The organism is Sporomusa sp. KB1, assembly GCF_007830295.1.
Classification (GTDB): Bacteria; Bacillota; Negativicutes; order Sporomusales; family Sporomusaceae; genus Sporomusa.
Genome location: NZ_VLKC01000001.1, coordinates 756164 through 777237 on the forward strand (window position 1 = coordinate 756164; position 21074 = coordinate 777237).

The window sequence follows — 21074 nt, forward strand, 5'->3', positions numbered from 1 at the left end:
GCTAAGGCTCTTTCTCCCATCCCCCTCTCTGCGTCCTCTGCGTCTCTGCGGTTAAAAAAACCTTCCTTTTCATTTCCTATTCCCAGTTAGTCAGCCTAGGTTTCAGCCGCTTGATTAACAAAGCGGCAATTATCCCACCGGCCGCGCCGAACAGTACATGGGAAAGCGAGGAAATCCCCAGCCCCAGGGCCAGCAGTGCCAGCGGCAATTTAAGTAATAGCCCTACGGCAAAGTTCACCGCCAATTTTACTAAACTGGCAACTGCACCGCAGATGGCCCCGACAGCCAGTGACTCCAACTTATAGTTAAACAATGGCGCCAGACAATCAAGTATCAAGCCAGGAATAAAGTACCGAAAAAAAACCAGCACACCTTCTTTCCCTTCCCCCAATAACACCGCCAAAACACCAGAGACCATCCCCATGACAATCCCTGCGCCGAATTTCGGAATTAACCCCTTACCCAGCACCAGTATCCCCATCCAATAAATACTGGTATGTCCCGGCAGATGCAAAGGCAGCCTGGTTATATCCCTGGCTACCGAAATCAGCGTCCCGAACATAGTTAAGCGCAGCACATCAGCCAAACCCAGTTTAAACATAAACTTCTCCAGCACCATAACTTGACTATCTCCTCCTCGTATTCCCATTGGCAAGATGTTAATGAAATTAATTTACCGCATTAATTTCATTAACATCTTCAACCAAAATAGCTTTATTGGCTTTGTTATTACATAAATTGACCGTTCCCCGGTCAGTGAACTGTAAATTCAGGTCTTTGTTTATTTCATTATTTATCGGGTATACGATATTGTTCTTTAGCCCTTTAACCTCGACTTTACTGAACCTGTCAATACCGGCTGCAGCCAGCACAGCAAGCAGTCCCGGGCCGCCGGCATCTAATTGTCGCAGCACATCAACCCCAAACAAGGCCGCAGTTTTATTATTACTTTGAATAGTAATCAGGGTGGCCGTATGTAAGCCCCGGTTTTTGGCTAAATACTCGGTACCGTAGGCAGCCAGGACAATCAGCACAATTAACAGGACGCTAAGCGTTATCCTTCTATTTAACATTTTTAAATCACCACATCTTCCAAAATTTAAAGTAACAAAACATTACTAACTTTACAAGCTGAGGTTTTGGCGCAATTGTTCTTTGGATTTTCGAATAAAAGCATCCAGATCCGCAGCTTCAATACGAAATTCCCGGCCAATACGATATCCTGGCAACTCTCCCCGGTTAATCATTTTATATACGGTAAATCTTGTGATCTTCAGCAATGCAGCGACTTCTTCGGCGGTATAATACACTATAGGATTGCTCATGATAGTACATTCACCTCACTTCGTTGCTTTCGGCTATAGATAGGTGCTAAAACCAGAGTCCCAATTATAAATATCACAATTATTACTTAACACCATGGGAAATGTAAGCAGCAGCCTAATGGCGAAATTTGCATGCCATTTTTACCAAATAGCTAAAGATAAATTTATCTTTTAGCGTGGCTTGATGAGCTGTGTTTGTTTTGGTTGGCTCCATTTTGATGACCCCTTTCAAATTAATATAGTTTAGTGTAGTTTAATAGCGTATGGTAAGTTTTGTCAAGATAATTTGAATAAATTTCCTTAGTTTTACTAATCAAAAACGAACAAAACAAAGAATTAATCCAGCAATTTTGGTGGTACAGATTTCCTAATCGTAAAATAAATGGATTTATTAGCATAACTTAGCAGGAAATTCATGAATAATGTAGAATGATGCAAAAACAACTACTATGTACAACAAGAATTAACATAAAGGAATCCGATTTAAAATTATCTATGATATAGTTCATTTATATTTGCAGATAGTTATAACTAGATTGGCGTTCCGTTATTGATTAAATCAGAGTAATCGCTCGAATCTTAGTTGAACTACCATTATTTTCTGCTATATATCTTTTGGCTATATATTTTTTGTAAGGGACTGTTGTCGTCATTTTTGTTAGTTAAACTAACTATTTGGAGGGATGTTTTTGTCGATATGACGAAACCGAGCATTTGTACACTTTGATTCATAAAAGTAACCGCAAACTGAATAGCGAGCTCCTTAGCTGACCTACCTAACCCCCCCTGCAGGCACGGTATTCAGCCGATCGGTACAGTTGGAAACGGCTGTGCTTCCCCTTCTTTGGAAAGGAGTGCAATGTAGCAACGGCATAGCCATGCCTGTATTGGCGTGTCGGAATATGTTGTTCGTCTTTTTCCAAAAGAGGAACAACTTTTTCTATTTCAAGCTATGGTCATGTGGCCTTTACGATAAATAACTCAAGACAAAAGTTTATGGGTGAGATAAAAGCAAAAAGGAGGTGCTAGTTGTAAAAGCTTCGTTCCCTCCACTTTATTAAAGAGAAAGGATGAGATTATGCTACGAAAAAACAGATTATCACGCAGCAGTAAGCGCTGCCTGACTCTGGCCTTGGCGGTTATCTCCTGTACGAGCCTGCCGGCCTTTGCCGCCCCACCTGATGCTGGTACGATCGCCGGTCAAATCGCCGGCCAAGTGGCCGATAGCGTGAAAGAACAAAAGATCGTCGTCCCTCCCAAAGCCGATATCAAAATCGAAGTCAGCGAAGATCAACCAACCGCGCCGCCAGTCAACGAGGGCGACAAGTTTAAAATCAGCGGCCTGCATATCACCGGGCAAACCATCTACAGCGAAGCTACGTTGCAAGACTTGGTAAAAGACGCAACCAACCAGGAACTTACCTTGCCTGAATTGCAAACCATCGCCCGCCGTATTTCCCAATACTTTCGCGATCATGGCTATATGGTTGCCAACGCCTTTATTCCCGCCCAGGACATCACCGACGGGATAGCGGAAATCACGGTTGTCCCTGGTCAATACGGCAACATCGACATCCGCAACCATTCCAGACTTGCCGATAACACCGCCGCCCGCCTGCTCAGCAGCCTCAAAAGCGGCGACTATGTAAAAAAAGACACCCTGGAGCGTACCCTGCTGCTAATAAGTGATACCAGTGGCATTAGTATCAAAGCCACTCTGGTGCCAGGCAAAACAAGCGGTACCTCTGACCTTATCGTAGAAATTAACGACACCAAGGCCACAACCGCAGAATTCTCCCTCGACAACTATGGCAACCGTTTCACCGGCCAAAGGCGCAGCAACCTCAACCTCAACTTCAACAACATCAGCGGCAAAGGTGACGCGGTATCCATTAGCGGTACTAATTCCGGGGGCGACCTGAACAACGGCACCATCAACTACATGCTGCCTGTCGGCAGCAAAGGCGCCAAAATCGGCGTAGGCTATTCCCAGTTGCACTATACCATCGGTAAGGAATTCGAAGCCCTTGAAGCCGGCGGTACCTCAAAGAATACCAGTATTTTCGGTATATACCCCCTTGTCCGTTCCCGTAACTACAACCTTTATGGCGTAATTGAGTATAACCATCGCAAAATCGAAGACCACATTGACACATATGACGCCTTTACCGACAAACATAGCAATGCCTGGACCATCGGCCTGAACGGTAGCAACCGGGACAAATTCCGCGGCGGCGGTGTTAACAACTTTGCCCTGACCATTACCACCGGCCGCCTGAGCATCGACGATGGACAAGATATGTATGGCATTGCCGCGCAAACCGTCGATAACAAGGGCCTGCAAACTACCGGTTCCTATACCAAAGCCAACGTTAACTTCAACCGTCTGCAATACCTCAATAACCGACTCAACCTGTACCTTGGCTTTACCGGACAGCTGGCCAACAAAAACCTGGACTCCTCCGAAAAACTGTTCATCGGCGGCGCCAATGCCGTCAGAGCCTACCCCCAGGGCGAAGCATCAGGCGACCAGGGTTACCTCTTAACCGGCGAACTGCGCTGGAATATGCCGACCCCTGCTTTCCAACTGGCAGCCTTCATCGACAACGGCAGGGTATCAATTGATAAAAATCCGGTAGCCGGATCAGGCGATAACAGCCGCATCCTTACCGGCGCCGGCCTGGGACTCATTCTTAATAAGCAAAAAGACTACACCCTCCGGGTTGACTATGCCTGGAAGTTAAGCTCCAGCGATGCAACCTCAGACAGAGACAAAAGCGGTCGTTGGTGGGTGAAAGGTACTCAGCGTTTTTAAATATATTAACCGCAGAGACACAGAGGGCGCGGAGGAGGAATTTTTCAATGGCCAAAGAGATGAATTCTGATCTGAATATGAATAGGTTAACCGGGTTGGTTATTGGCGCTGCCGTTGAAGTGCATCGTATGTTAGGACCGGGTTATCTCGAAAGCGTTTATGAAGAAGCACTTTCTGCCGAGTTTACAATGCAAAATATCCCATTTGAAAGGCAGAAAACAATATCTATAAACTACAAGGGATTTCCGGTTGGCGAAAGTCGTTTAGATTTCCTGGTGGATTCGCAGCTAATTGTGGAATTAAAAGCTGTTGAAAACTTGGCGCCGATTCATAAAGCCCAGGTTCTTTCTTACATGAAAGCCACAGGATACAAAATAGCATTATTGATCAATTTTAACGTTGTTTTGTTAAAAAACGGCATTAATCGAATTATACTTACAGAATAATCCTACTCCTCTACGTACTCTGCAGATCAACCTTTTATATTAAACTATATCAACCGCAGAGACACAGAGCGCGCAGAGGGAGATTATTTTAATGGTTAACGAGATGGATTCTAAGCTGAACAGGCTAATTATCCCAATTCTCTGTGTACTCTGCGCCTCTGTGGTTCAAATCGACTCAATCTTTTATTTTTCAATGTATCAACCGCAGAGACACAGAGGGCGCGGAGGGAGATTATTTTATTTGGATTAACGCGTTTTATTAAAACACAAACCCAATCCTCTGTGTACTCTGCGTCTCTGTGGTTCAAATCGACTCAATCTTTTATTTTTTAATGTATCAACCGCAGAGACACAGAGGGCGCGGAGGGAGATTATTTTATTTGAATTAACGCGTTCTATTAAAACACAAACCCAATCCTCTGTGTACTCTGCGTCTCTGTGGTTCAAATCCCTATTCCTCTGCGTACTCTGCGGTTCAAAAACGGTTCAACCCTTTATTTTAAGCAAGGAGGTATACTACATGCAAAGAAAATGGCGGCGCGATTGGGAGCGCAGTAAACCAAGCCAGCGGCAAAACAGTGTCAGCAAATCCACTCCCACGATTAATCCCCTGAAAATACTCGCCAAAAGCATCTTACCGTCCGTAATGGCAGCAGGCATCCTGCTCGGCAGTATGAATGGGGTCTTTGCCAACCCGACCGGCGGCACAGTGACTACCGGTTCCGGTACCATCAGTTCCAGCGGCACGACTACCACCATCACCCAGACTACCGATAAACTCGGCATCAACTGGCAGAGCTTCAGCATCGGCAGCGGTGAAACGGTAAACTTCATTCAGCCCGGCACCAGTTCGATCGCCTTAAACCGGGTCATCGGCAATGACGCTTCGGCAATTTACGGCACCCTGACAGCCAACGGCAAAGTATTTCTCATCAACCCCAACGGCATCCTGTTCGCCCCCGGCGCCAAGGTCGACGTCGGCGGGCTGGTGGCCTCGACCTTAGATCTGTCTGACAGTGATTTTCAGGCCGGGAAATATAAATTTACCGGCCGGGACGGCACCATCGGCACAGTCGTCAACCAGGGAACCATTACGGCTGCCAACGGCGGCTATGTAGCCCTGCTCGGCCCCCAGGTGGCCAACGAAGGTATCATTGTCGCCCAGCAAGGCACAGTAGCCCTGGGCGCCGGCCAGGCCATCACGCTGGATATGGACGGCGACGGGCTATTGAACCTGGCTGTGGACAAGGCAGCGATAAATGCCAGTGCAGCCAATCACAATCTCATCCAGGCTGATGGCGGACAAGTCATCATGGCCGCCAGCGCGGCCGGTGACCTGGCCGGCACAGTGGTCAACAACAGCGGCATTATTCAGGCCCACAGTGTCAGTAATGTTAACGGCAAAATCATTCTGGACGGCGGCACTAACGGCACAGTAGTGAGCAGCGGCACCCTGGACGCCTCCGGGAAAAACGCGGGCGAAACCGGCGGTACGGTTAAGGTACTAGGCAATACCGTCACCCTGGCCGACGGCGCTAAGGTTAACGTGTCCGGCGCCAAGGGCGGCGGTACAGCGCTCATTGGCGGTAATTACCAGGGCAAAGGAACCGAACAGAATGCCACTACTACCACGGTAGCAGCCACTGCCACTATTAACGCCGATGCCCTCACCAGCGGTGACGGCGGCCAGGTCGTGGTGTGGGCCAATGACACCACCAATTACTATGGCACCATCTCGGCTAAAGGCGGCTCGGTCAGCGGCAACGGCGGCAGCGCCGAAGTGTCCGGTAAACAGACACTGCTGTACAAAGGCTACACCAACCTGCTGGCGCCCAACGGCACGACAGGCACCCTGCTGCTGGACCCCGGCGAGTACACCATCAGCACGGACGCCACCAGCGGCAATGTATATAACGCCACTGACCTGGCTAACCAGCTAACTTCCGCCAACATCACCCTCCAGACCGACGGCACCGGTACCGGTAATATCACCGTTGCCGCCCCCGTATCCTGGTCGAGCGGCAACAGCCTCACCCTGCAGGCCGATAACGATATCAATGTCAACGCCAACATCACCAATACCGGCAGCGGCGGCGTTACCCTCAAGGCCGACAAGGATGTCAATGTCAATGCAACCATCACCACCGGCAGTGGCAATGTGGTGCTGCGGTCTGACAGCGACGCCGACAGCAGCGGCACGGTTGCCTTCGGGACAGACGGCAAGGTGGTAAGCGGCGGGACGGTGTCCATTTACTATAATCCAACAAGTTACGACGACGCGGCTACCCAGTCGACCGCGGTTACCACCTGGGCCGGAACAACAACCAGTAATCCTTATACTTCTTACGTTACCGGCGATCTCACCGCCTACATGCTGGTGAACTCGCTGGACGATTTGCAGAACGTCAGCAACAACCTTTACGGCGTCTACGCCCTGGGTACTGATATTGACGCCGGCGCCACCAGCACTTGGAACAGCGGCGCGGGTTTTGTGCCAATTGGTGGCACTCAATCCTTTGGCGGCATTTTTGACGGTGATGGGCATGTGATCAGTGGGCTTACCATTAATAGCAATAGTTCTTCTGCTTACATTGGTCTGTTTAGCCATACGATCTACGCAACCATTCGCAATGTCGGACTGGAAAATGTCAATATAACCGGCACCTGGAATAACGGCGGTGCTTTGGTAGGTTCAGCCGCAGCCTACACGACTATCACCAATTGCTACAGCACAGGCACAATAAAAGGAATCGGTAGTATTGCTGGTGGCTTGGTAGGTAATAGCGAAGCCACCACCTTCACCAACAGCTACAGCGACGTCAACATATCTGTTAATTCTAGCACAAGTGTAACTGCAGGCGGTCTTGTCGGGAGTATGAGCAGCGGCGGTGCCATCACCAATAGCTACAGCACAGGTACAGTCGACGTTACCGCTACAGGGAACTGGACCAGCGTGGGCGGCTTGGTAGGGAGTAGTGGTGGTACGATCACAAATTCCTACAGCACCGGGGCGCTAACCCTTACCGATGCTGCCGGATTTAATTTTATTGGTGGTTTAGTCGGAATTGACTCGAGCATATCTACATTCAATAACTGCTATACTACGAGTCCGGTCACAATGAATGGCGACAGTAGTTACGTTGGCGGTTTTGGCGGACTCGTCCTTGGCACTATCACAAATTCCTACAGTACAGGTTCGATAACCAATAACGGCAGCAACACTTTCGGTGGTTTTCTAGGGAGCAACGGAAGTGCTTTTGGGTTGAACGCTACTATCGCCGGTTCCTACTGGGATACCGAGACTTCAGGCATAAGCGATACAACCAAAGGCGTTGGCGACGCCGCTAATGCCAGCGGCGTCACCGGTTTGACAACAATCCAGGCAAGGGACAAGACCACCTTGACAAACCTTGGTTTTGACTTTACCAACACCTGGTTCATGATCGACGGTTATACCCGTCCCTTCCTGCGGTCCGAATTATATAGTTCCACCATCAGTAACGCCCACCAATTGCAGTTAATCGCCGCAACTGAGAACCTGAACGACAGTTATACTCTTAGCCGCAACCTCGACCTGAGCGGGCTGTTCACTGACGCCGCCGGTATGTGGAACACAGCTACCGGCTTCGTCCCCATCGGCAGTGCTACCACGCCGTTTACCGGTTCTTTTGACGGCAACGGATACTCAATCAGCGGCCTTACCATCACCAACCCGTCAGTTTCGGCCATCGGTCTGTTCGGTTATATCAGCGGCGCAACCATCAGCGATGTCGGCCTGACCGGTCTGGTCATCACCGGCGGCGCCAATAACACGTATGTCGGCGGCCTGGTTGGCTATAATGACGGCGGTACCATTGCCGATGTGTACACTACAGGCGCGGTAAACGGCGGTACCAATGCCGGCGGCCTGGTCGGTTTTAACAACGGCACTGTGAAACAATCCTATAGCATGGCTACCGTCAGCGGCGCCGGCAATGTCGGCGGCCTGACCGGGACCAATACCGGCACCATTACCAACAGTTATTTTGATGCTGCCGGCGTGGTCTCCGGTGGCACCGCCAGCAAGACGGGCGGCATCGCCGGCGTTAACAGCGGTACTATTTCCACTTCCTACAGCGCTGGCGCGGTAAGCGGCGGTACAGCCGGCGGCCTGGTCGGCGACGGCAGCGGCGGCACAGTTGCAGCCTCAGTGTGGGATACCACCACTTCCGGCCAGACAAGCGGCGTCGGCAGTGATTCGTCCGCCACCGGTGTCACCGGACTGACCACTGCCCAAATGGGCAACAGCGCCAACTATCCCAGCGGCTGGGATTTTACCAATACCTGGTCTTTATCCGGGGCACGGCCCCTCCTGCAGTGGGAATTAAACGGCAGCACCATCATCACCACGCTTGATCAACTCCTGGCCCTAAGCAACAATCTGAGTGGTACGTATATTCTGGCCGCTGATATCGACCTGACTGGCACGGCGTGGACACCCATCGGCGACAGTGCTACAACTTCCTTTACCGGTATCCTGAAGGGCAACGGCTATACCATCAGCGGGCTGACCATCACGGACTCTGCCGCTTCCGCCCTCGGCCTGTTCGGCTATACCAAGGGCGCCTCCCTCAGCAGCATCAACCTGACCAACGTCAATATCGTGGCCGGCGCAAATAACCTGTATGTCGGCAGCCTGGTCGGCTACAGTGGGATCGGCACCAGCATCACCGGTTCCTCCAGTGCCGGTAAAATTATTGCCAGCGGCACCGGCAACACCGTCGGTGGCCTGGTCGGCTACAACGCCGGCAGTATCGAGAGTTCTGCCAACACAGCCGCTGTTACCGCCACCGGCGCCAGCAGCCTAGTGGGCGGCCTGGCGGGCTGGAATGCAATTGATGGCGTCATCACCGGGTCCAACAATGCCGGCATGGTAACCGCCAGCGGCGCCAACAGCATAGTCGGCGGCCTGACGGGAACAAACGCGGGCACTATTGAAAGCTCCTATGTCGACACTGCCGTTACCGTCACCAGTGATGCCGACAGCAACTCAGCCGGCGGCCTGGTTGGCGAAAACGACGGCAGCATCAGCAGTTCCTACAATAAGGGCGGGGTGAAAACAACTGCGAGCGCCACCAATAATAAGGTCGGCGGTCTGGCCGGGGTAAACAATGCCAGCAGCACTATTACCGGTTCCTACAATAGCGGCGCGATAACCGCCAATGGTGCTGCCAGTGACGTTGGCGGCCTGATCGGAACTAATAATAGTAACATTACCAGCCTTTACAATGCCGGCGCAGTGACCAGCACCGCCGACAACAGCATCGTTGGCGGCCTTGTGGGCAGAAACAATAGCACGATCAGCAATTCCTATAATTCCGCCAGAGTAACCGCCAGCGGTGCCACCAGCACAGCCGGCGGCCTGGTCGGGATAAACACCTCCACCGGCGCCATCACCGGCTCCTACGATACCAGCGCGGTCACCGTCAGCGGCGCCGCCAGCACAGCCGGCGGCCTGGTGGGAGAAAATGACGGCAGCATCACCAACTCCTACAGCATGATCAAGACCTCCGGCACCGGCGCCGGCAGCACCATCGGCGGCCTGGCCGGGATAAACAACGGCACCATCGCCACTTCCTTCAGCGTCGGCGCCACCACCGGCACTGACAGCACAGTCGGTGGTCTGGTCGGCGTGAACAATGGCACCATTACCGACGCAGTTTGGTGTACAACAACCTCCGGGCAAACCACCGGGATCGGTTCCGGTTCCGGCACTGCCACCAATGTCCAGGGCTTGATGTGGGCCAATATGTTAAAAAGCAGCAATTTCTCCACATGGGATACCAGCAAATGGGGAATTACCAACGGTTTCCTCCCCTACCTCCAGTGGCAGTATGACGGTACGCCAACACAAAGTTTCACCGGTACAGTCCAGGGAGGCACCGGCGAAACGATTAATGTTGTATTTACGAACTATTCGGGAATAACTCAAACAGCTGCGCAAGCTTATGAATTCGGTGTTGATGGTTTCTATTATGGCATGGGCACGACATCAGTGCCTACCAACAGAGCAGTATTGCTCTACGTCGCAGGCGACGCCAACTATAAGGCTAACAGCATCTACCGCGCCACCAGCAACGGCCTGACAGGCAGCAAGCTGATCAAAGATACACTGTTCATCGATAACAGTGGCGCAACATCGGATACAGATCCAAGTATATGGAATGTATTTACAACCTACCAGTCACCCGATGAAATTCTTTATACATTCGGCACTCTGAATGGCGTCTCCGGGCTTATAGTAAACGGCAACCTCATAGCCAATGATATTTCACTTGGTAATAGCACCAATAGCATAATCGCCACCGGCTCCATTACCATTACCACCCCCGGCGATATTATGTTCAATAACAACTTTCATGCAAATAATCTTGATTCATTCGATTTAGGCAATCAGCAACTTGTCGCCCTCGGCGGCGACATTACCATAACCGCCGGCGGCAACATCATCCTGCGCCACGGAGCAACCAATACTACCGAGCTTACCGCCAGCGGCGACGTTACCCTGGTGGCCGGTACCGGCTTCCTCAATGACAGCGGCGCCAACGCCATCGTGGCCGGCGGACGCTGGCTGGTATATGCCCCCGATCAGCTCATTTATTCGTCCAACACTGCGTTATACTATGACGCCAGAACTTATGACAAACTGTCCCGGATGACCAGCAAGGTGGACAGCCCCAGCAGCGAGCTCATCTATGACGCCCGAGGCGGGCTGACTGGTGACTTTGTCCTATGGGATGGCCAATCAGCGCCAGCTACTGGCAGCGGCTTTATCTTCACAGCAGCCAATCCGTTAACCCGTCCCCTGACACCGGCCCAGTTACAACGTAACGCGGCCATTACCGAAGCCCTCATCTCCAATGCCAGGTTAGGCTCGATAGTTACACCAGCCGCTGATCTGGCGGTAAGTTCAGAGACTTTGCCGTTCCTGACCATCGTCGGTGAAGGTGTGGCAATTCAATAGTCTTGTCTTAGGAATAGTAAATCTATTAACCGCAGAGACGCAGAGATCACAAAGGGGTATACGGATTTATTGGCAGAAAAGAGTCCCTTTTGTCGAAAATCCCTCTGCGCCCTCTGTGCCCTCTGTGGTTAAAATATTTCAACATCTGGTACAGGAGGAATAGTAATGAACATTCAAGAAATCTTCGCCGACGGAATTAGCGGCATCCACATTACCAACAACACCATCCGGGTGGATTTAATGACACTGCAGCCTCATCTTAAAAGTGAGAATGGCCAGCCAGTATTTAACATCAACCACCGTCTCATCCTGCCGCTGGAAGGCTTTGTCCAGGGGTTCGGCCTGCAGCAGCAAATCCTCAAACAATTAGCCGACGCCGGGGTGATAAAGAAGCAGGAAGATAATACAGCCGACTAAGAGTAAAAAATAGTTAGCTGCCAAGAACGCCACAAGCTCGCCAAGAACAGACACCGGAAAAATCACCAGCTAACCACCCACAATAATACATTTGGCGTCCTCAGCGTTCTTGGCGTCTTTGGCGGTTAATCCATCATGTTTATCCAATATCGTAAAGGGGAGAAAAGTCATGAAAAAAAAGAAACTGGCGTTTTTAGCCAGTTGCCTGCTGCTGTATTCCAGTTTTCCACTGGCGGTGACGGCGGCCGAAGAAGCCAATACCGGGGGCGACACCGAGGTGGAAGAGGTGGTGGTAACCGCTGCCGCTTTCAAACAGCTTAACCCGGTTAAGTTTACCGTCATTACCGAGGACGAGATCAAGTCCAAAGGAGCACAAAACGCGGCCGACGCCCTGAAAGACGTAACCGGCTTATATATTACCAGCAGCAATACCAAAGGCAAGGCTATTGCCCAGTTCCGCGGCAGCGACGCCGATAACACCAAGATCTTTATTGACGGCGTGCCGCTCAGTCCGGTCGGCGACGGCAAGGTGGATTTACGCAACATCCCGGCCGACAATATTGAAAAAATTGAGATCATCAAAGGCGCCGTGCCGGTTATTTACGGCACCGACGCTCCCGGCGGGGTTATCTATATCACCACCAAGAAAGCCACTCAAAAAATGGCCGAATCACTGACCATCACCTCCGGCAGCAACAATACGCAGCGATATTTTGCCTCAGTCGGCGGTGATACCGGCAAGTTCAATTATAATTTCACCGCCAAGAAGGAAGATACCGACGGCTATACCGCTCATTCCAAGTTATCGGCCGACTACTACAGCGGCAAGATGAGCTGGGATATCAACAACAAATCCTCGCTCACCCTGTTCGGTTCCTATTCTGAGCGCCAGGAAGAGCAACCCAACCGTATCGACCCGGCTACCGGCCTGATTGTCTTAAACAGCGGCCGGAGCGGTGCCACGACCGGCAAAAGCAGCTACTGGTCCAATAGTTATGACTGGGAATATGACCCGATTAAAAACTCATACACCGGCGCGTTATACAACCAAAAACTCAACGCCAACAGCGAGCTTAGTTTCAAGGTGTACCGTTCTAAGGAAAACAGCCATCTGCTGGCTGCCCTGCTCAACACGACCGACAAGTTAAATCTGTGGTGGGATGGTACGGTTAAAGGCTACGAATTACAAAATACCATCAGAACAAGCAAGGTCAATACCGCAACCTGGGGTTACTCCTATGAAACCAGAAGCTTTACCGAGCAATCCAACAGCGGTCATTCTTATTATGATTACACCGGCAAAAGCTTTTATCTGCAAAATGTCACCAATCTCGGCAAACTGGCAACAAGTTTCGGCTACCGGCATTACGAAAACTCCGACAATGCCAACATCCGGACAATCGCCTATAACTCACCGGCGACGCAATACGGCAAAGGCACGGCCGACGATCCGGTCTTCAGCCTCAACTATGCGCTTAGTGACAAAACTAATCTACATGGTTCTATCGGCAAAAGCTACCGCTGGCCAAACGCCAAAGAACGGTCCGGACCGGGCGGCATCTATCCCTACAGCGACACGCAAACCTATCTAACCAACTCTGACGGATCGGTAACTTATTATTATGTAATGGCTGATGGCTCACTATCTCAAGGCACAGTCTGCGACTACCTGTTGCCGGAAACAGCCATCAACCGCGAATTGGGACTGGGTTACTCGCTGCACGGGTTTAAATTCGATATTACCTACTTCAACAAAGACATCACCAATATGATCAAAGGCCAGGGGTTCGGCCAGCAGCATACCCAGTATTACAACATCCCCCATGTCGATATGCATGGTTTTGAAGTGGAAATTAACAAAAAAATTGCCGACCATGTCAAAGGCTTCCTGAACTACACCTACACCAATGCTTTTGACACGCTGTTGCAATTGCAAGTGCGCGACATCCCGTACCGCAAATTCTCTTTGGGCCTCAACTACACCGGCCAGGACGGCCTAAATGCCAATCTGGCCCTAAACTATATCGGCTCCTGCACCAGCGCCTTCAGCAACGGCAACGGCAACGGCAGCGGCGATTCTCCCACCAGAATGCTTGTTCAGAAATTGCCCAGCTACTCCACTGTTGATCTGAAAGTCAGCAAGACAGTCGATAACCGGGATTATTACATTAAAATCAGCAACCTGTTTGACAAGAAGTACTACGCAGGCGCCTATCTTGCGGCCCCTGATAGGTATATAGAAACAGGCGTAACGGTTAAATTTCAGTAATATTTGAGGAATTGTGTTAAACCGCCAAGGACGCCAAGGATAACATAAGCTATAAAATTACCTACTCACAATAAGTTAAAATCCCTTGGCGCCCTTAGCGTTCCCTGGTGTCCTTGGCGGTAAAAATTATGCCTTGAACGGCAGGAAAGAAGGTAACTACTATGTCTATATTTAATGAAGCAAAAAAAATCAGCGCATTATCGCTTACATTGCTTTTTCTTGGATTATTCGGGATCATTATGACCCCACCCGGCACAGCTTATGCCGCACCAGCAGCTTCGGCGGTCGGCACCGTTGACTACGACCTGCTGATCAACCAGCATCCAGATACCCAGAAAGCCAATGAAATTTATCGCACTGAAACCGAACAGGCCAAAAAGGAATATGACGCCAAAGCGGCCGGCCTGAGCGACAAGGAAAAACAGGATCTCAACCTCCAGCTCATGCAGCGGGTGGAACAAAAGCGCCAGGAGCTATTGAAAGCCATCACCGACAAAATCAACGCCGCCGTCAAGGAAGTGGCCACTGCCCAAGGCCTGACAATGATTGTGTCCAAAACTTTTGTCATTTACGGCGGACCGGATATCACCAATGATGTCCAAAAGAAGATAACCGGCAAGTAAGTTAAAAAAAGCGCTATCGTGGGATTGTATAACCACAGAGACGCAGAGTACGCAGAGGGAAATGCATGTCAAGCCGTTCCCCCTGTGTACTCTGCGTCTCTGTGGTTCAATAAACTTAACTTTCTTTCCGTATAAAGTTTACGCCCCGGCCACATTGGCCGGGGCGTAAGCTTTATTGATGTTCTAATTAGAGAGCACTTGCCGTGGAGATGGATAAGCCTACCGGCTGCGTATTGCCGCTGTTGGTGGGCTGAACGCGGACCCAATAGGTGTGGCCTGAGGTCAGACCGGTAATGGAATAGGACATCGGCGAGCTAAGCGTATTGGTGATAACACTGCCGTTTGCTTTGGTCCAGGAACCAATGCTGGCATATTTGCCGTCAGCGTTGGAAGCATCGATATAATAGACATTAAACCCATACGGAGCCGGAGTAATCGAATAAGTTTGGTTGACAGGCCATGACACGGTAATTTGGCTGGTGCTGTCGCGGGTGGCCGTCAGATTGACGAGGGGATTGCCAGTATTCTCCCAGCCGGCGTAATCAGTAGAAGCTGTAGAGAAATTGAAAGCGGTAATGCCCGTGGAGTTATCTTTGGAATTTGTAAAAGTAGTGTAAGTATGAGAAGCGGTATCAGTGAAGCTCGGCAGATACAGGGTATAATTGTGGCCGGCAGTCCGGTTATAAACTGTCGTGCTATTGCCTTGTTTGGTCATGGGGAAGTAGAAGGTGGTGTTCACACTACCGTAGTCATTGGAGATCGCATTATGACTCTGACTCCCCGGTACGGTTGTACTACCCGTGGTGTCCTTGAAGCCAACACCGGCGCTAGAACTGTTCAGAGTACTTAAATAGGTCGAAAGCGAGCCGGAAGCAAGTGGCCGGTCAAAAATGAGTATTGTATTGGACTCTACCGGTACACCAGAGGTACTGTCAGGGTCCCCCACCACAAAAGTGACATACGGATTATGATCTGCATAGTTTCCCAAAGCATTAGGGGTCCTGAAGGTGAATGTCAAGTCTTTTGCTTTCGTATAATTACCTACGCTAAGACCGTTTTGATCCTCCAAGACGCCATGAATAACCACGTCATAAAGCGTGTCGGCACTCAGCGAAGATGTCGTGATGGTCGCTTTGGTGCCTTTGCTTAGGTTGGTGTCAGTGGTGCCGCTATACTGGCCGCCGGTGCCGCCCGAGCTAACCGAAACCGAGCTGACCTTATCGCCGCTACTACCGTGCGGTATGACGTCAAACAGTTCTGCCGTAATGGTTTCACCCGGACTGCCTGTTTGTTTGTCAAAGAACACCGCAATATGGGTGCTGTCCACATACTGATAGCCACTAAAGCTTATTGGCTTGTTGCCGCTGCCTGACCCAGTCTGGGTGCCGCTATAGTTCAGCGCAAAGGCGCTGGACCCGACTGCCACAGTAAATGCCAGGGCAAGCGCGGCCATATTGGCTAACTTACTACTTTTTTTACCAGCTTTCTTAAACGTAAACATTTTGTTTGCCTCCTTAATTTTTTTTGGCGGATTTGACCAAGGTATTGTAACTCTGCATTACTCAGTCATCAATCACCCCTCATCCCCTTTTAGATTTAAAAAGTCGGAATGTAAAAGATCACCCCGGCTGGGCCGACAATCTTTTCCACACTGGGAGGCATCGTTTGTGACACTAAGGCTTGTCCACACCATATATCCAGGAAAGCCCGGTGTCCAACAGCAATTTTCACCAACCTTATTAAACAAAACAAATAAAAACGGTTATAACAAATGATAACAAAATATAACTGATATTGGTATTTTTTCTATTTGCTGTGTTAATTTGATTATATTTGTTCATATACATTTTTGTCAAGCATACTCTCAATATCTAATTTGTTTATGTTAGTTTATTTTTGTTTATCTTTGTTTATTTTTGTTTACTTTTGTTTATTTCGCAAATTATGACATTTTTTTCATTATTGGTTGGTTTATAATGGCAACAATAATTGCTATTTATTATGTAGGGGTGATTTGGTTTGGAGACGCATGGAATATTAGAAAAACGAGTTATTCAGAACCTCTTCTACAGTCAAGCCTCTAACTATATTAAATGTTTAAGACCGAAGCAGTGGAGCAAAAATCTGTTAGTGCTTGGTGCACTGCTATTTTCATTTTCCACCGTTACTCTGACACAGGTCTTTGAAGGTCTAACTGCATTTATATTGTTTTGTTTAGGCTCAGGCAGCATCTACATTCTAAATGATTTTGTCGACCGCGAAGCTGACAGGCTGCATCCGCAGAAGTGCCGGCGTCCAATGGCTTCTGGCGAACTAAATCCCTATGCGGGTCTATTACTGGGAATTGTCCTGGCCCTCGGCACCTGTATTTACGCCTTTATATTAAGAGAGTCTTTCGGGTTAGTGCTAGTAACCTATTTAGTAATAAATATCGCCTATTCTTTTAAGCTCAAGAACGTTGTGCTGCTGGATATTATGGCAATCGCCTTCGGATTTGTCCTGCGGGCAGTTGGCGGCGGATTGGCAATCGGTGTTCAGCTGACGCCGTGGTTTTTATTATGCACCTTGTTATTAGCCCTGTTTTTGGCGATTGGCAAAAGGCGTCATGAGCTGCACTTGCTGGCGGACAGCAAAGGTGTGCACCGCCCAGTGCTGATGCATTATTCAACCGAACTATTGGACAAGCTCAGCGGCATTGTTACTACGGCTACCATTATGAGTTATGCGCTGTATACATTTACCTCCGGCAAGCCAGTTGAGCTTATGCTGACTATTCCCTTAGTTATCTATGGTATTTTCCGTTATCTGTATTTAATACACATTAAAGGCCAAGGAGGTGCTCCGGAAAAAATCTTGTTAGAAGACAAACCTATCCTATTCACGGTTCTGTTGTATGGGGCCACAGTATTAGTAATTCTCAATACTTTTAGCTAAGGACTGATACAATGTACTATTTGCGCAGTTTAAAACTATTGCTATTGTTGTTACGCCTGCAGCGTAACTTGCACTCTGGGCAGTTAGTAAATTCCCTGGGCGAATTTCATGGCTTTCCCCAAAAGTTAGGTCAGCATTTAACGTTATATGAGGGAGAAGCGTCACAAGTCCTGCAAACTCTTTGCAATCAAGGGACAAGCGAATTCTGTGACATAAGCGGTATTTTAGCAGAGCTTGGTGTATCCCCTATCACTGCGCCCCAAAACATATCTCAGGCTTCCATCGGACAAGTATTTAAGGTGCAAACCAGGGAATATGGCGATATTGCCGTGAAGCTTAAATATCCCCATATCGCCAGAAAGCTTGGCAGTGATATTAAGGTACTAAGGGCCGTGACCTATTTAGCTAAGCCCTTCCTTCCCAGTGGTAATTATCTGCGGGATACGATTGCCTTTATTTCAGGAAAGTTGCTGGAGGAATGCGATTACCACGAGGAACTGCATACGCAAACCAGGGTTTTTCAGACCTTTGCGGCAGGCTCCCACATCCATGTACCCCGGCCAATCACTGCCTTATGTAATTCGGAAGTGCTTGTCAGTCAGTGGGTGAACGGAGTGTTTTTGGATGAGGCGTTAGCAAACGCTGCCTATGACCAAAAGCTACAAATGTACGATTTACTGTGGAATTTTGAACTTCAGCTTTTTTGGCGGTTAGGTATGATCCATGCCGATCCGCATCAGGGGAATTTCCTTGTTACCGGCACCAGGCAGACACCTGAGCTGACAATTTTGGACTTTGGCAGCAAACTGGAATTTACTACTGAGCAGCGAAACTGCCTGGCAGCTATTGTAATGCGGGCTTGTGATCTGGGACAATTAAAAAAGCACCTCAGGGTGCTGGGGTTTGGGGACGAGGTATTGGCAGAATATCAGCCGGTACTTGGCGATATCATTACCGTTATGTTTGAGCCGTTTTATGCAGATGCTGATTATGATTTTCGTAATTGGCGGCTGGCTTATAAAATCAATACTATTTTATCGTCTGCCAATTTTCATCAACCCTTTACCCTTCCTCCCGTCCTGTTAACTTTTTTACGGATGGTGCATGGCTTATACTATTACGCGCAAAAGCACCGTCTGGCCTATAACTGGCGTCGTAATATGCTTAAGATTACTGATAACTCTGGGGGCTATGCAAATGAGTAAAGTATTTGTAATGAAGACTAAGCCAAAAACAGTACTTAACGATTATCAACAATTACTAAGAAAAGCAAATGTTAACGGTATTCTCGACCCTACAGTTCCAACAATTTTAAAGGATAACATCTCCTGGCATTTCCCCTACCTCAGTGCCAATTCCACGCCCTGGCAGTTGGAAGGAACCATTCTTGGACTCAAGCAGCAGGGTTTTAAGAAAATTTCGTGTGTTCAAAACGAGACTGTGGTAACAAATGCTTTTAAAGGCGAAAAGCTGAACAAATATCTTCCTATATTCAAGAAATATAATATTCCGGTGCTGTATAACTTCAAAGATGCTGATATGAAATGGGTATTCCATCAACCCAAGAAAAAATTGCTGGTGTTGCCTGAAGTTTTCCCTGAAGGTATTCGTATTCCCGACTACTTTTATGGCAAAAACGTTGTGCATTTGCCGACAGTTAAATGTCACATTTATACAACTACCACCGGCGCCATGAAAAACGCGTTCGGCGGGCTGCTAAACACTAAACGGCATTATACTCACAGCGTCATTCACGAGACCTTGGTTGATTTGCTGCAAATTCAACAAGAGATCCATCCGGGGGTCTTTGCCGTGATGGATGGCACAGTTTGCGGCAATGGCCCGGGACCACGCACTATGATTCCGATTGAGAAGGACTATATTCTCGCCAGCGCTGATCAGGTGGCGATTGATGCAGTTGCCAGTAAAATGATGGGCTTTGAACCGCTGGACATTCCCTACATTCGCCTGGCGCATGAACGCGGTTTGGGTATTGGCGACTTTCGGCAGATCGAAGTAATTGGTGAAGATGTGGAAAAGGTGAACTTTCAATTCAGGGTCGGGGATAATTTGGCTTCCCGCTTTGGCGATGCGGTGTGGTTTGGACCGCTGAGATCATTACAAAACCTGTTGTTCAGAACGCCGCTGGTGAATTTGTTCATCTTTGGCTCATTTTTCTATCACGACTACTTGTGGTGGCCTTTCAAAGGCAAGCGTAAGATGGAACATTTCAAAAAAAATACGCGATGGGGGCAGTTATTTGAACGCTATGAGGGATGAAACCAGCATTACTATTAAAAGCCTGCAAAACAAGCTGATCATTGGTTTAGTCCTGGGGCTTATCATCTCAACCAGCTTGGCGCTGTGGGGCGATGTCGGGCAAATTGGCAATGCGGTCAAAGGCTTTGGCTGGCATTATGCACCACAAATTCTGGCGTTTGTAGTGATGGGTTACCTGGGGAGATTTCTAAAATGGCAGCTTTATCTTGAAGAACTGGACATCAAGATAGGCTGGCAGGATAGTGCCCGGGTTTTCTTCTCCGGCTTGTGCATGGCAGTTACGCCAGGAAAGGTCGGGGAGGTTTTAAAATCGTACCTGTTGTTGAAGCAGCACAAAGTCAGTTTTTGCCGTAGCGCACCAACGGTAATTGCAGAACGGCTGACAGACTTAATTGCCATGCTGATCTTGGCAAGTCTGGCGGCTAATTTCGTTACTTATGGCCAAACAGTTATCGTCATGGGGCTGCTCATGTCATTAGGTCTCATCTGTGTATTACAATGGCGCCGGCTAGCAACGACTTTAATCAAGGGGCTTGAACATATTCCTTTTGTAAAACCCAAAGCCCAGCTATTAAATGCTATGTATGAAAGCGCTTATATTTTAAGTGGGGGTAGTTTACTGTTTAAAGCACTACTAATTAGTGTCATAGCCTGGCTGTGCGAATGTATCGCCTTGTATTATATATTGTTGGGTTTTGGTACTGCTGCTTCTTTACAGGTAGCAATGTTTGTGTTTTCGCTGGGTTCTATCGCCGGTGGGCTTTCCATGCTCCCGGGCGGTTTAGGTGTCGCCGAGGGCAGTATGATCGGTCTGCTGCTCAGTTGCGGGATAGACTTTACCGGCGCTGCCGGGGCGACGCTATTTGCGAGATTTGGCACATTATGGTTCGGCGTATTCTTAGGGCTATTGACCCTGCTGCTCAATTGGCGCAGGTTTAACCTTAACGCAAGGTCTGACTAGC

The 21074-nt window shown here is 49.1% G+C and carries 14 protein-coding genes and 1 riboswitch; of the genes, 10 read left to right on the plus strand and 4 right to left on the minus strand.

The genetic code is table 11. The features are described from left to right. Positions 1-76: 76 nt before the first annotated feature. From SALPA_RS32770 to SALPA_RS32780, 3 genes are read right to left on the minus strand one after another with little or no spacing between them, the layout of a single operon-like run. Positions 77-649, minus strand: a complete 573-nt coding sequence (locus tag SALPA_RS32770) for an ECF transporter S component (RefSeq protein WP_145088374.1) — start codon at positions 647-649, stop codon at positions 77-79. A 19-nt stretch (positions 650-668) separates the two neighbouring features. Next, positions 669-1073 (minus strand): hypothetical protein, encoded by a 405-nt coding sequence (locus SALPA_RS32775; RefSeq protein WP_145088376.1) that lies wholly within the window; start codon positions 1071-1073, stop codon positions 669-671. 51 nt (positions 1074-1124) lie between these two features. Next, on the minus strand, positions 1125-1325 hold the full coding sequence (locus tag SALPA_RS32780) for a helix-turn-helix domain-containing protein (RefSeq protein ID WP_145088378.1): 201 nt from the start codon (positions 1323-1325) through the stop codon (positions 1125-1127). 747 nt (positions 1326-2072) lie between these two features. Then, a riboswitch (molybdenum cofactor riboswitch) is annotated at positions 2073-2196 on the plus strand. A 207-nt stretch (positions 2197-2403) separates the two neighbouring features. On the opposite strand from SALPA_RS32780, the gene SALPA_RS32785 reads away from it, so the two are divergent. The 6 genes from SALPA_RS32785 to SALPA_RS32810 all read left to right on the plus strand — a co-directional run bounded on the left by SALPA_RS32785 (position 2404) and on the right by SALPA_RS32810 (position 14898). Continuing rightward, the gene (locus SALPA_RS32785; RefSeq protein ID WP_145088380.1) at positions 2404-4140 is read left to right on the plus strand and encodes a ShlB/FhaC/HecB family hemolysin secretion/activation protein; all 1737 of its coding nucleotides are present in this window, start codon (positions 2404-2406) and stop codon (positions 4138-4140) included. 47 nt (positions 4141-4187) lie between these two features. Next, positions 4188-4586, plus strand: coding sequence for a GxxExxY protein (locus tag SALPA_RS32790; protein ID WP_145088382.1), 399 nt, complete (start codon positions 4188-4190; stop codon positions 4584-4586). A 520-nt stretch (positions 4587-5106) separates the two neighbouring features. After that, entirely contained in the window at positions 5107-11589 is a 6483-nt protein-coding gene (locus SALPA_RS32795; RefSeq protein WP_145088384.1) for a filamentous hemagglutinin N-terminal domain-containing protein, read from the plus strand. A gap of 165 nt (positions 11590-11754) precedes the next feature. Next, positions 11755-12006, plus strand: coding sequence for a hypothetical protein (locus SALPA_RS32800; RefSeq protein ID WP_145088386.1), 252 nt, complete (start codon positions 11755-11757; stop codon positions 12004-12006). A 169-nt stretch (positions 12007-12175) separates the two neighbouring features. Continuing rightward, positions 12176-14275, plus strand: a complete 2100-nt coding sequence (locus SALPA_RS32805) for a TonB-dependent siderophore receptor (protein WP_145088388.1) — start codon at positions 12176-12178, stop codon at positions 14273-14275. A 161-nt stretch (positions 14276-14436) separates the two neighbouring features. Next, on the plus strand, positions 14437-14898 hold the full coding sequence (locus SALPA_RS32810; protein ID WP_145088390.1) for an OmpH family outer membrane protein: 462 nt from the start codon (positions 14437-14439) through the stop codon (positions 14896-14898). A gap of 187 nt (positions 14899-15085) precedes the next feature. On the opposite strand, the gene SALPA_RS32815 is transcribed toward SALPA_RS32810, so the two are convergent. Beyond that, positions 15086-16399, minus strand: a complete 1314-nt coding sequence (locus SALPA_RS32815; protein WP_145088392.1) for a fibronectin type III domain-containing protein — start codon at positions 16397-16399, stop codon at positions 15086-15088. A 518-nt stretch (positions 16400-16917) separates the two neighbouring features. Between SALPA_RS32815 and SALPA_RS32820 the strand changes: the two genes are divergently transcribed. From SALPA_RS32820 to SALPA_RS32835, 4 genes are read left to right on the plus strand one after another with little or no spacing between them, the layout of a single operon-like run. After that, positions 16918-17832: a decaprenyl-phosphate phosphoribosyltransferase gene (locus SALPA_RS32820; RefSeq protein WP_145088394.1), complete on the plus strand. Its 915-nt coding sequence runs from the start codon at positions 16918-16920 to the stop codon at positions 17830-17832. A gap of 11 nt (positions 17833-17843) precedes the next feature. Beyond that, entirely contained in the window at positions 17844-19037 is a 1194-nt protein-coding gene (locus tag SALPA_RS32825; RefSeq protein ID WP_145088397.1) for an AarF/UbiB family protein, read from the plus strand. Next, a complete protein-coding gene (locus tag SALPA_RS32830) occupies positions 19030-20112 on the plus strand; it encodes a DUF362 domain-containing protein (RefSeq protein ID WP_145088399.1) in 1083 nt (360 codons plus the stop codon). The genes SALPA_RS32825 and SALPA_RS32830 overlap by 8 nt, the downstream gene beginning before the upstream one ends. Continuing rightward, positions 20102-21073 carry a lysylphosphatidylglycerol synthase transmembrane domain-containing protein gene (locus SALPA_RS32835; protein WP_255450745.1) on the plus strand — a complete coding sequence of 324 codons (972 nt, stop codon included), beginning with the start codon at positions 20102-20104 and terminating at the stop codon, positions 21071-21073. The genes SALPA_RS32830 and SALPA_RS32835 overlap by 11 nt, the downstream gene beginning before the upstream one ends. The last annotated feature ends 1 nt before the right edge of the window (position 21074 follow it).